The organism is Alteromonas sp. 4NS20-0143 (assembly GCF_057542855.1).
The window spans coordinates 85,886-99,114 of record NZ_BAAJLR010000010.1 but is presented as its reverse complement, the minus strand read 5'-3'; the positions used below and the strand labels follow the sequence as shown (position 1 = coordinate 99,114).

Here is a 13,229-nt window from a genome sequence, read left to right as displayed (position 1 = left end):
CCCTCACGAATCAATGTTATATTCATGTTTCGTTAGTCTTTGGTCTGGTCTTTGCTAGGTCTTTTCTTGAAGTTCACCGATATTTCAAGGTATTGCAGGCCCTTCACTAAAACATGAAGAAGTTATCCAATTGGTCAATATTATTCACATACAAAGCGTTGTTGTTCAAATTTAAAGCAAGTTGTCTAGATCAACTCCCCTAGTTACCAATTATTTCTATGTCAGCTAAAGCGATTTTGGGTAAAGCATAAGAATGTTGTTTTGAGCGAGAACCTTCACCTTGTGCTCTTGGCGGATAGTAGGTTTCTTTTTCAGCATTAAAGTCGGCAAACACTTCATCAAGTGACGCTCGAATCTCGCTGAGGGTTTTATCTAAATTGGCGTTAAAGTCTGGCCTTTTCCGTTTGGTATGACCTAATTCAATAAGACGGCCAAAACTTTTATTCGCCAGTGCGACTAACTCATTAGGTACGTCTTTGTGCGGAGGCAATGGCACTCCAGGATTCTCGATGCAGAACTTCACTAACGCAGTGTAAAAACACAGTGGTTTGTTCTGTAACGTCACTGCATTATCGGTGACGCCGTTAGATATGGTTTTATCTTGCAAGTTGATAATAAGTTTTGGGGCTGGGGGCAATAATGCCTCTGCTCGCTGCGCTCTCTGTTTTGCAGTGGTTCTGGTGTTAATCGCAAACATTGGCATTATAAGAAGTGATGCGATCAACGCGGTCCAACTAAAACCAAGTGCGTTAGATATAGGTTTGCTTACTATCTCTATATCTATGCGTTGTTCTGCATTTCTTAACACCGTTGTATAGCTTTTAGGAAAGTTCGCTTTTGTGATTTTCTCGCTTTTAAATTCCACACCTTGAATCGACTTCACTAAAACAGGGTAGCCTTGGGTAGAGAGCTCCGCATTCAACGTTGTAGTGTATTGCCATATTGCGTAGCTATTTACCGGCGTTTGCAGGGTTTGATTACCCACATCTAAAAAAGCGCTGTCTAAACTAATTCTTCGTTCAACCTTATCAATAGCGCTATGAAGCGTGCTTTGATAAGAAACAAACTGTCCTGCAACAGCTATGCACTGCAATAAAAAGAGCAGCATCAATCCATTAATAACAATTCGTCGCTTAGATTTAAATGTCAGTTTATTTGAAATGTTCATCGGCAGCCTTCCTCAAGAACAATATTCTTATAATAGGGACGAGGATGTGCCATAGCGATATCATGGATGACTGACTGCATTGCGCAAAATAGGTCGGTGTTTTGAGTTTGCATCTTTAAATACCAACGCATTCCGCTTACCTGCTGTAATAATGGTGCGGTATAATTTTTTGACAGAATTTCTTCATCGTCTTTTGCCCAATAAGAAGAAATGATATCAACCTCACCAGCGAGCAGGGCACGCCTTAGTTCTTGATGTGAGCTGTAATACACAATGTTCACATTAGTGTCACTTAACCCAAGCCGCTTCAATACTGTTTTAGGTACTATGTGCCCCGAGCGGCTGCTAGGGTAGTCGAGCAAGCCAATTCGCTTGCCCAATAAATATTCTTTTTCCAATTTTGGCTTTTCTCGTAACGAGATAAAAAATGCCCCGTAATCTGGGTGAGATGCGATAGGCGTTAAGCCGTAGATATCGTTGGCTGCAAAGGCGTCTACTACGTTTCTCTTCACTAATGCTAAATCAACCACGCCGTGGTTGATATACCGAAAGGTGTCATAGTCGCTCTGACCAATTATTACCTTTACCTCTCCATATTGCCGTTTTATGACACTATTGTTACAGATTTTTTCGCTAGCAAGCTGTGCAATTCTGCTGTCTGTAACATATACTGAAAATCGGTCGGCGTTGGCTGAAAATTCGCCATTGCAGGTTAAATACTGACCTGTTTGTGGTGGTATGTCAGAAAAGTTCCGTAAATTTGAAAAATAATTGACTGAGACGCAGCAAACCGCTGCGAATAGTAACAACCACCATTTTAATGAAGAAACAATTCGAAGAGTTGTCAAAAAACGACCAATAAAGTTAATAATTGAAAGTGACATTTCAACAGCTAAGATTATTTATTGCAATAGGTAAATTTATTTGAATGGTCTACTGTACTGATTTTAATGAATTTTGTCTGGGTTAATCTGATTTTTGTTAAACGCTGTTTATTAGTCGCGGGTGTGGCAAGAATAGCGATGTAAATTGCGAGTTGGAAACAATAATAACAATAGGTAATTTAACTTGACCACCTGGTCAGCTTAAATAAGCGTAGCTGTTTACGATATCTGAACTCTGCGTAAACAAAAATGCAATTTTGTAATAAAAATGACACGAAGCTCGAAGACAATTTAGCCAAATCTTGCTCACAAGCAGGGCGAGCAAAAGTTGTCTGTAACATCTAATTAGAAAAAAATTCTAAACAAAAGGGAAACACACACATGAACTTCAAAGCAAAACTCAGCCGCGTTGCAATCGCAGTTGCTGTTTCTGCTGGCCTAGCTGGTACAGTTATGGCTCAAACAACAACGTCTGCAATCCGAGGCAATGTTGTTAGCGAAGCAGGGGCAAATCTTGCCGGCGCCACCGTAACTATCAAGCACGAACCAACAGGTACTATTTCGACAGCAACAACCAACGAAAACGGTACTTTCTCTTCACGTGGTCTTCGTGTCGGTGGTCCCTACACAGTTACTATCTCTGGTGATGGTTTCGTACCAACGAAGGTAGAGGATGTTTACTTATCACTAGATCAAGCGTTGGCGCTTCCAGTTACCGTTCAGTCGGCTAATGCAGCCGAAGTTATTACTGTTACAGGTACTCGAGCTACAGCTGGTTACAGCAACGAAGGGCTAAGCACGAGTTTAGGCCTTAAAGCACTTAGCGAAGTTGCTTCAATCGACCGTGACATTACTGATGCTGCACAACTTGACCCATTCGCGTCTGTAAACGTCCAAAGCGGTGGTTCAAAAGAGTTGAGCATTGCTGGTGCAAACAACCGCTTTAACTCACTTACTGTAGATGGTGTTGCGTTAAATGACCGTTTTGGTCTTAACGCGAACGGCTATCCTACACAGCGTTCTCCTATTTCTTACGATGCAATTGAGTCTCTATCAATTCAAACAGCACCGTTTGACGTTGAATACAATGGCTTTACTGGCGGTACTATCAACGCGGTAACTAAGTCAGGTACAAACGAATTTCATGGCTCAGTAGGTTACTACTACACTGACGACGGCATGATTGGCGAAAACAATGGTGACGAAGACTTCAACTTCGATTTCGAAGAAGAAACTTTTGTTGCTACGCTTGGCGGTCCGCTTATTAAAGATAAGCTTTTCTTCTTTGTTGCCTACGACAAGTTTGAAGCAGTTGCTCCGCTTAACAACGGCCCTTTAGGCTCTGGTGCGGTTAACGAACAAGAAAACATTACTCTTGATGACCTTGCTGAAGTATCTCAGGTTGTTTCAGACGTATGGGGCTTCGATGTTGGTAATTTCCAAAAAGACGCTGTACAAGATGAAAAAGTATTAGCAAACATCGATTGGAACATCGCAAAAGACCACCGCGCCAAGTTCACTTACATGAGAACTGAAGGTAACTCAATCAATGAGCAAAACGGTAACAACTTCCTTACTAACGATGAAGTACTAGGTGCATCGTCGACGTGGTACGACCGCTCAGAAGAAGTAGAAAGCTTTATTGCTCACGTGTTCTCAGACTGGACAACGAACTTCTCTACTCAGTTCAAAATTGCAAGTACAACACAAGCAACAGGTCAAGATTCGTTAAACGGGTCTGAATTCCCTAACTTTGCTGTTTTCCTTCGCGAAGTAGATGGTGATGAAAACTACCTTACAATTGGTCCAGACCGCTTCCGTCACGGAAACTCGTTAGACCAAGACTTCCTACAAATGAAAGCGGTGGCAATTTATACCACTGGCGATCACATTATTAAGGCTGGTTTTGAACGTGAAGAAGTTGATGTAGACAACTTATTTGCTCAGAACTCTGAAGGTTCTTACTTATTCGACAGTATCGATGATTTGCGCAACGCTCAAGCGTCAGCACTTTTATACGATAATGCGGTAAGTAACAACGAAGACGATTTGCGCGCTATCTGGGGTTATAACTACAACTCGTTATATATCCAAGATTCATGGGCCGCTACGTCAGAACTTACTATCGACGCTGGTCTTCGTTATGACTGGTACGAATCAGAAGGTTCTATTCGCGAAAACCAAAACTTTGTTGACCGCTACGGTTACTCAAATGCAAATGACATCGATGGCTTAGACCTACTTCTACCACGTGTTTCATTCCAGTGGTATGCATCTGATTACACGACAGTTCGTGGTGGTATCGGTCGCTTCTCTGGTGGTGCACCAAGTGTTTGGGTATCAAACAGTTACTCTAACGACGGTGTAATCTCTGATAACTACGAAGATTTCGGTTCTGGTCAAACTTACCAAGTACCGACTACGCCAGACCCAGTAACAGGTCAGTATATTCCTCAGAATATCCTAGATCAGCTTGCGAATACTGATCCTGATGGAGCAGTAAATGCGCTTCGCTCAGACTTTGATATACCAACAACGTGGAAAGTGAGCTTAGGTGTTGCCCACGAGCCAGAAATGGAAATGCTTGAAGGTTGGGTATTCTCTGCTGACGTTCTTTATAACAAGCTAGAAAACGCGACTTATTGGTACGACCAACGTTGTGAAGAGCCTGTTGGTACTGCACCAGATGGTCGTGGTGTTTACGACTGTAGTGAAGGACCAGAAGCAATCGCAACAGGATCTGTGGATGAAGGCGACTCAATGCTTTACGCATTGTCAGCAACAAATGCATGGGAAACTGCGTACGGTTCTTTCGATTTCTTCACCAGCTATACATATGCTGACGTAGAAGACATCGGTTACGGTACTTCGTCAACCGCAACGTCTAACTATTCAGACTTTGCTGCCTACGATCGTCAGCAGCCTCGTGCAGGAACTTCTAGTTTCCAAACTGAGCATTTATGGAAAATGCGCTTTAACTGGAGCCAAGAGTTTATCGATGGCTACCAAACTAAAGTGTCAGTATTCGCAGAACGTCGTTCTGGTCAACCTTACAGCTACACGTTCGACGAAAACAACGCGTGTGTGCTAGATGTTGGTGGCGGTCGTTGTGCTCGTGAAAGCCGTAACGATGATGCAGGTCACTTACTATACGTTCCATCTGGTATGGATGATCCGTTGTTCGCTTCATCATCTTTCGACGGTGATCCAGCGGCACAACAAGCGTTTTTTGATTACATCAATAGCTCTGAGTTAGCACAGTATAAAGGTGGCATTGCCGCTCGTAACGGTGACAACTCTCGCTGGTCAACAATCATCGATGTTCGTATCCAACAAGAACTACCTGCGTTCTACCCAGAGCACAAACTAACGGTATTCTTTGATATTGAGAACTTCGGTAACTTGTTAAATGACGATTGGGGCCGCATTGAGCGTACTCGTTACGAGTATGAGCGCGCAGTTGTATCAGCTAACATCGTAGATGGCCAATATGAGTACTTCGACCTTAACGGCGAAGACCGCATTCAGAACCTTGAGATTCTTTCTCAGTCTGTATGGCAGCTACAGTTCGGTATTAAATACGACTTCTAATCAAATGATATAAAATCTTTGTAGTGTAAAATGCCACTCCCCTTTATGGGCAGTGGCATTTTTTTTGATCTAATCATTCACCTTGGACGAAAGAAGAAGACTCTATATTCTGGAAATCAACGCAAGGAGGTCAAATGTCAAAGTCTATTCTTATGGTAATGACATCACACGAAATCATGGGCGATACGGGTAACAAGACCGGTATGTGGTTGGAAGAGTTTGCCTCTCCCTACTATGCATTCAAAGACCAAGGCTACTCCATTACACTCGCATCGACTATGGGTGGTCAGGTACCTATCGACCCCAATAGCCTCTCCGACGACGCGATGACCGACGATGCTATTCGCTACACAAAAGACGATATTGCTCGAAGTGCAATCGCATCTACAATTCCGTTAGAAGATGTGAGAGCAGAAGAATTCGATGCGGTATTTTACCCAGGCGGACATGGTCCATTATGGGATTTGTCGGACAACGCTCATTCAATTAAATTAATTGAAGATACTATTGCTGCGAATAAGCCTGTTGGTGCGGTGTGCCATGCGCCAATCGTACTTAAAGATGTGAAAGCGCCTGACGGTAGTTTTCTTGTTGCTGGTAAAGCAGTAACAGGTTTCACAAACAGCGAAGAAGCTGCAATGCAGTTAACCGATGTGGTGCCTTATTTAGTGGAAGACGAGTTGCGAAATAAAGGCGGTAAATTCGAAGCTGCAGAAGATTTTGCTGTGAAGGTATGTACTGATGGGTTACTGGTAACGGGGCAAAATCCACCGTCATCACGACCTGCAGCAGATGCTTTAATTAAGTTGCTGTCTTAGAGTGCTTAGGAGCACTAAAACGATGGTTCAAATAACGCGATAACGCGAACTAAAACGTAAAAAGCCGCCGATGACCTCACTTCATAGTGAATGTCCGTCGACGGCTTTTCTATAGGCTGTGATGTTTATTACTCGGCGCTACTTAGTTAGAGATTGTCTTAGTTAAAGACTGCCTTTGATAAACCCTGTCTCTATTAAACACTGTCTTTATCAAACATTATCGAACAACTCTTCCACACGAATTCGCAGTTCTTCAATCTTCTGAACATCCGCAGGGGCGATAAAGATTGTATCGTCACCGGCAATGGTGCCCAATACACCATCTTTCTTACTCAATGAGTCCAGCAAGCGTGCAATGAGCTGTGCGGCGCCGGGGCTAGTTCTAATGATAACCATGACATTATTGTGTACTACATCAAGCACAAGCTGTTTCAAGGGGCTTTTAGCGGTAGGCATACCCAACTCAGGGGGAAGGCAGTACACCATGTCCCCACGGGCGTTACGAGTACGTACTGCACCAAACTTACTGAGCATTCTTGATATCTTCGACTGACTGATGTTGTCAAAATCTTGGGCCTTTAAGGCATCTACAATTTCACCTTGTGAACCGTAGCTCTCTGCTTTAAGTATCTCTTTGAAAGCTTTAATCAGTTGTTCTTGTTTTGTATTAGCCATTCAGCGCTCTTTTTTCATGTCGTTTATCGTTTTCGTCGGTAGGGCGTGACAAAAACGTGAGAATCTGGTTTTTATTCGCATATTGTGCCCCACAGGTGGACTTTAGGCAATTTGTTTGCATAATCATCCATGATAATGAATATTGACAAAATATCGCTGCTTATGACGTCAATAAGACGATCAGGTGATTGAGTTTTCCCCCGCGTTGCATTAGTGTGACGTTCCGTTTAAATACGTGAGTAATCCCATAGGAGAAATGGTATGAAAGTAGCCGTGTTAGGTGCTGCAGGTGGTATCGGTCAAGCGCTGTCGTTGTTGTTAAAAACACAATTGCCAGCTGGTTCAGATTTAGCGCTTTATGATGTTGCGCCAGTTGTACCTGGTGTTGCAGTTGATTTAAGCCACATCCCCACTGCGGTTAAAGTAACCGGTCACGGTAAAGATGACCTAGCTGGTGCACTAACTGGATCAGACGTTGTTCTTATTCCAGCTGGTATGCCACGTAAGCCGGGTATGGATCGTTCTGATCTATTCAACATCAACGCTGGAATCGTTAAAAACCTTATTGAAGGTGTTGCTGATAACTGTCCAGATGCGTGTGTTGGAATCATCACCAACCCAGTTAATACTACAGTTGCTATCGCAGCTGAAACGCTTAAAGCAAAAGGCGTTTACAACAAAAACAAACTTTTCGGTGTAACTACGCTTGACGTTATTCGTGCTGAAACCTTCGTTGCCGAGCTTAAAGGTGTAGATGTTGCTTCTGTGCACGTACCAGTAATTGGTGGTCACTCTGGTACAACTATTCTACCTCTTCTTTCACAAGTTGAAGGTGTTGAGTTTACCGACGAAGAAGTGGCTAGCCTGACGACTCGTATCCAAAATGCGGGTACTGAAGTTGTTGAAGCAAAAGCAGGCGGCGGTTCTGCAACCCTTTCTATGGGTCAAGCAGCAGCGCGATTCTGCCTATCTCTTGTAGCAGCAATGCAAGGCGAGAATGTGGTTGAATACACTTACGTTCAAACTGATGACAGCGATGACGCAGCATTCTTTGCACACCCAGTTCGCCTTAGTGCAAACGGTGTTGAAGAAATCTTGCCATACGGCGAGCTAAGCGCATTTGAAGAAAAAGCGAAAAACGACATGCTTGAAGGCCTACGTGGCGATATCAAGCTAGGCGTAGACTTTGTAAACGGCTAGGGGTGAAATCACTGGCAGGCTTGTAAACGCAGGCCCGCCGTGAATACATCCTTGTAGGCTTCGCCACCGCATCCATGCGGTGGAGAGCCTGCTCATTACAAGCCTTCCAGTTTAAGCATTCCCCGCATAGCATCGATTCACTTCGTTTTAAAATAAGTAAATGAAGTCTGTTACGACCTTACGTATCCAGCCTTTTTGTTGCATCCTGTAGGCTTCGCAGCCACACCCATGCGCGGGCTATTGAAAGAGTAAAAGCCTGCTCATTACAAGCCTTCCAGTTTAAGCATTCCCCGCATAGCATCGATTCACTTCGTTTTAAAATAAGTAAATGAAGTCTGTTACGACCTTACGTATCCAGCCTTTTTGTTACATCCTGTAGGCTTCGCAGCCACACCCATGCGCGGGCTATTGAAAGAGTAAAAGCCTGCTCATTACAAGCCTTCCAGTTTAGGCATTCCCCCGCATAGCATCGATTCACTGCGTTTTAAAATAAGTACATGCAGTCTATTACGACCTTACGTCTCCAGCCTTTTTGTTGAATCCTTTAGGCTTCGCCGCCGCACCCATGCGCGTGCTCTTGAAAGAGTAAAAGCCTGCTATTAGTGTCCTTCCAGTGTAGAGCCTTGATATGTCGTAGCGCAGGCTTGATTTCAATCGTTGTGCCGTTCATTGCTTTTGGTCATTTCTTTTAAAACAATATGCTGCAAAATTGCTATGTAGCCAAGCGTCAATACAACGAAGAAGTCAAAGTAACCGCTATTATCTCCTTTCACTTGTATTAAAATGAAGGCGGAGATAATAAGAACTGCATATATTGAGCTGCTTATTTTTAAATAATTCATAATTGCGATAATTCCAATAGCGGCTTACGTAAGAGGCTTTCTGCTCAAGACTTTTTGTATTGTTACTGCAAATACAAGCCTAACAATATAGTGAGTGATACTAGAAGGTAACTGTCCCGAGTGCGTGAATTAGCAATACTGCGAATAAAAAATAAGACTTAACGCTTATCAATTTAATAGAAGGGTAGGAGATTTAGAGCAAATGGGAAAAATGAGGTATAAAAAAACCCGCGTTAAACGCGGGTTTTGATGTGCTTTCTTAAAATAACTTACTAACCAGTATTACGCATACCAATGGCAATACCTGCAATCGTCACCATCATAGCGCGTTCTAAGCTGGTATTTTGCGACTCATCACCTGCTTTACGGATGCGGTCAAGCAATTCAATTTGCAGATAGTGCAGAGGCTGCAAATACGCCGCGCGAATTTCCATCGACTCTTTGCCTTGAGGATCATTTGCCATAATGTCCTGTTCGCCAGTTATCGCAAGCAGAGAAGAAATACTCTCTTTTAACTCACTACGCAGTGCTTCACCAAAGTGCTTAAGCTCTTTTGGTACCAAGCGTTCGTCATACGCTTCACTGATGCGAGGGTCGGCTTTGTGAAACACCATATCTAACATTGATAGGCGTGAACGGTAAAATGGCCATTCGCTGAACATTTCGTTGACCACTTTCTCGTTTTCAGGCGTTTTCACGCTATCGATTGCACGCATAACGCCAAGCCAGCTAGGCAGTACTAAGCGCGTTTGTGCCCATGCAAATATCCATGGAATAGCGCGTAGACTTTCAATACCGCCCTGAGGTTTACGCTTCGCAGGTCTACTACCTAGCGGCAACTTGCCAAGCTCTTGCTCAGGGGTTGCAACGCGGAAGTAAGGAACAAACTCTTCATCGTGGCGTACAGTGGCGCGATAGTTGTCGCGGCCCTGGCCTGCCATAGTAGTAATAAGCTCTCGCCATTCTTCTTTTGGTGCCGGAGGCGGAAACAACATTGCTTCAATAATAGCGCTGGCATAAATACCTAAGCTACGTTTAGCAAGTGTTGGCATACCGAACTTATAGCGAATGGTTTCACCTTGTTCAGTTACACGGAAGCCGCCTTCGAGAGACCCTGGAGGCTGCGAATAAATAGCGGCGTGAGCAGGTAGGCCACCACGACCGATAGTACCGCCACGACCGTGGAACAACGTCAGCGACACATCAAACTCTTCAGCAATGGCAACGAGTGCTTCTTGAGACTGATATTGTGCCCAACCAGCGGCGAGTGCTCCGGCGTCTTTTGCTGAATCAGAATAACCTATCATCACAAACTGACGGCCTTTCACGTATCCGCGATACCAGTCAATCGACAGCAGCTTGCGCATTACATCAGGTGAGTTATTTAAGTCATCTAATGTTTCAAACAATGGTGCAACAGGCATTGGCCAGCTTACGCCTCTTTCTTGTAACAATAGCTGCACGGCAAGCACGTCAGAGGGCTCACTCGCCATTGAAATAATATAAATACCAAAACCGTGTTTACTGTGTTTAGCCACAACTTTACAGGTATCGAGTACTTCTTTTACGTCATCTGATGCATCCCATTTAGCCGGGAATAAAGGACGCTTTGAGCCAAGCTCGCGCAATAAGAACGCCTGCTTGTCTGCTTCGCTCCATTGTGCGTAATCACCAAGACCAAGATAACGCGTTAGTTCACTGAATACATCTGAGTGACGCTCTGAATCTTGACGAACATCAAGACGGAGCAGGTGAATACCAAATACGCGAGCGCGGCGAATAGTGTCTAGCAATAAGCCATTGGCTACGACCTGCATGCCACAGTCAATCAATGATTGATGGCAAAGCATAAGTGCATCAATAAGCTCGTCGTCGCTTTCAATCCAATCCGATGAATCAGGGTTTTTCCCTGCAAGATAGTCGTCAATCCCGTCACGAGTTTTAATGAAGCGGTTTACCAATGGACGCAACAGCGCGCGGTACGGTTCATTTGCATCGCCAACTTTAGCGCGAATATCGTCGTTGCAGTCGTACATTGAAAGCTCAACCTGCAGGCGATCTAAGTCGATAGCGAATAATTTCGCAGCTCGCTTTCTTGCCAATAACAATACTTGCTCAGTTACCTTTGAAGTAACGAATGGGTTGCCATCGCGATCGCCGCCCATCCAAGAACTGAACTGAACTGGCGAAGCGTCAAGTGGCAACGCAACATTGTAGTCTTTAGTAAGACGATCGCTTAACTCGCGAAGGAAGTCTGGCACCGCTTCCCATAGTGAGTTCTCGATAACTGAGAAGCCCCAGCGCGCTTCGTCTACTGGTGTTGGTCGTACCGAACGAATTTCTTCAGTATGCCATGCCTGTGCAATCAAGTCGGCGATACGGGTTTCCACTTTGCCGCGGTCCACATCGTTGAGTGATTCTTGGTGAACGGCCTGCAAGCAGTCGGCTAATTCTTTATGCTTGTGTATTAGCGTTCGACGAGTAACTTCAGTAGGGTGGGCAGTTAAAACAAGGTCGATATTGAGCTTGCCTACAGCTTCTTGTACTTTCTCAGTGGTAAGTTCGGCTTTATCAAGGTGCTCAAATAATGCATCCATCGACGCATCAACATTCATCGCTGCGTTGTACTCTTGCTCAGCAATATTGCCTAAATTCAAAAACTGCGCGAATGCACGACCAACGGTGAGTAAATCATCGTCAGACATGGTTTTGAAAGTTTCTTTCAGTTCTTCGCTACATTTTCCGTCGCCCTGATACGAGGCTCTGCCGTCGATTCGTATTTTTTCAATACGATCAAGCCAATCTTGACCCAACTGATTTTTAATCGTTTCGCCAAGTGTCTTTCCAAGATATCGAACGGTATCTTTTAGTTCAGCATCGTGATGAGTTTGCATGCTATCCTCCTAAATATATGGTCATAACCATACTGTGTCCTTTGCAACTTGTCTAACCTCTTTCGGTTATAATTTACAACATTTTGATACTTTAATAGACTTATTAACAATGCTGAAAGCAAGATAAATTGTGGTGTGATACACTCTCGCACCGGAAAATGCAGAAAAATTCTCGCAGCGTGCGAATTGTTTAAAATATGCACTGCATTTGTAATTTAATTTCAGGAGTTATTGTGACTGATACTTTCAATACAGTAGAAACCCAAGCAAGTTACGGCATTGGTTACCAAATGGGCCAGCAACTACAATCTAACCCGTTCGACGGCTTAGCGATTGATGCAGTTGTAGCTGGTTTAAAAGATGCGTTTGCGGCTTCTGCACCTCAAGTTGATAACGACACGCTTCGCGATGCGTTTGGTGAAATCCACAACCGTATGCAAGCTGCTAAAGAAGAAGCAAGCAAAGCTGTGATCGAAGCAGGAACTAAATTCCTGGAAGATAACGCCAAGCGTGAAGAAGTTAACGTAACAGAGTCTGGTCTTCAGTACGAAGTGATCGCTGAAGGTGAAGGCGACTCACCAGTAGCTGAAAGCACGGTTCGTGTTCACTACCACGGTACCTTAACTGACGGTACCACATTTGACAGCTCTTACGAGCGTGGTCAGCCTGCAGAGTTCCCGGTTGGTGGCGTCATCAAAGGTTGGACTGAAGCACTTCAAAGCATGAAGGTTGGCGCAAAATGGCGTTTATATGTGCCTCACGATCTTGCCTATGGTGAGCAAGGTGCTGGCGCAGCAATTGCACCTTATAGCACACTGATTTTTGATGTTGAGCTTCTCGACATTCTAGGTTAATCAGCCTATTGGGGCGCAGTATTTTGCTGCGCCCCAATCTCCACGCAAAAATCATCTGGTCTGAAAATTATCTGGTGTAGTAAGGCACCATCAATAAAAATCTTCTTTTGTTAAAAACACTCCCTATTAAAAGCACCTTCTGTAAAAAACATCCTCAGTTAATTGGCTTTTACCAAGGCCATATTCAATACCCCTTCCTTTGCGTTATGCTGTGTCATACCAGTCCGTATGGATAACTACCCACTCAGCGAGACTTAAAATGTGCGTAATCGCGGCGTGTTACCGCAGATGTAGTGGTTCTAC

8 protein-coding genes are annotated in these 13,229 nt (G+C 44.0%); 4 read left to right on the top strand and 4 right to left on the bottom strand.

Annotation, left to right across the window (positions count from 1 at the left end):
- Positions 1-199 precede the first annotated feature (199 nt).
- Both AC27HD_RS17000 and AC27HD_RS16995 read right to left on the bottom strand, forming a co-directional pair.
- A complete protein-coding gene (locus tag AC27HD_RS17000; RefSeq protein WP_032095512.1) occupies positions 200-1,168 on the bottom strand; it encodes a hypothetical protein in 969 nt (322 codons plus the stop codon).
- Complete coding sequence (locus tag AC27HD_RS16995) at positions 1,165-2,052, bottom strand: PhnD/SsuA/transferrin family substrate-binding protein (protein ID WP_032095513.1); 888 nt, start codon at positions 2,050-2,052, stop codon at positions 1,165-1,167. Before AC27HD_RS16995 ends, AC27HD_RS17000 begins: the two co-directional genes overlap by 4 nt.
- A 381-nt stretch (positions 2,053-2,433) precedes the next feature.
- Here AC27HD_RS16995 and AC27HD_RS16990 point away from each other — a divergent pair, with 381 nt between their 5' ends.
- Both AC27HD_RS16990 and AC27HD_RS16985 read left to right on the top strand, forming a co-directional pair.
- Positions 2,434-5,643 carry a TonB-dependent receptor gene (locus AC27HD_RS16990; RefSeq protein ID WP_032095514.1) on the top strand — a complete coding sequence of 1,070 codons (3,210 nt, stop codon included), beginning with the start codon at positions 2,434-2,436 and terminating at the stop codon, positions 5,641-5,643.
- Between the two features lie 134 nt (positions 5,644-5,777).
- Positions 5,778-6,461, top strand: coding sequence for a type 1 glutamine amidotransferase domain-containing protein (locus tag AC27HD_RS16985; protein WP_487107311.1), 684 nt, complete (start codon positions 5,778-5,780; stop codon positions 6,459-6,461).
- Positions 6,462-6,671: 210 nt separating this feature from the next.
- On the opposite strand, the gene argR is transcribed toward AC27HD_RS16985, so the two are convergent.
- Positions 6,672-7,136, bottom strand: a complete 465-nt coding sequence (gene argR / locus AC27HD_RS16980) for a transcriptional regulator ArgR (RefSeq protein WP_032095516.1) — start codon at positions 7,134-7,136, stop codon at positions 6,672-6,674.
- A 261-nt stretch (positions 7,137-7,397) separates the two neighbouring features.
- Here argR and mdh point away from each other — a divergent pair, with 261 nt between their 5' ends.
- Entirely contained in the window at positions 7,398-8,336 is a 939-nt protein-coding gene (mdh, locus tag AC27HD_RS16975; protein ID WP_032095517.1) for a malate dehydrogenase, read from the top strand.
- Between the two features lie 1,114 nt (positions 8,337-9,450).
- Here the strand turns inward: mdh and ppc are convergent.
- Entirely contained in the window at positions 9,451-12,072 is a 2,622-nt protein-coding gene (gene ppc, locus AC27HD_RS16970; protein ID WP_487107308.1) for a phosphoenolpyruvate carboxylase, read from the bottom strand.
- Between the two features lie 233 nt (positions 12,073-12,305).
- On the opposite strand from ppc, the gene bamJ reads away from it, so the two are divergent.
- Entirely contained in the window at positions 12,306-12,926 is a 621-nt protein-coding gene (bamJ, locus tag AC27HD_RS16965; RefSeq protein WP_032095520.1) for a BamJ family beta-barrel-assembly machinery protein, read from the top strand.
- The last annotated feature ends 303 nt before the right edge of the window (positions 12,927-13,229 follow it).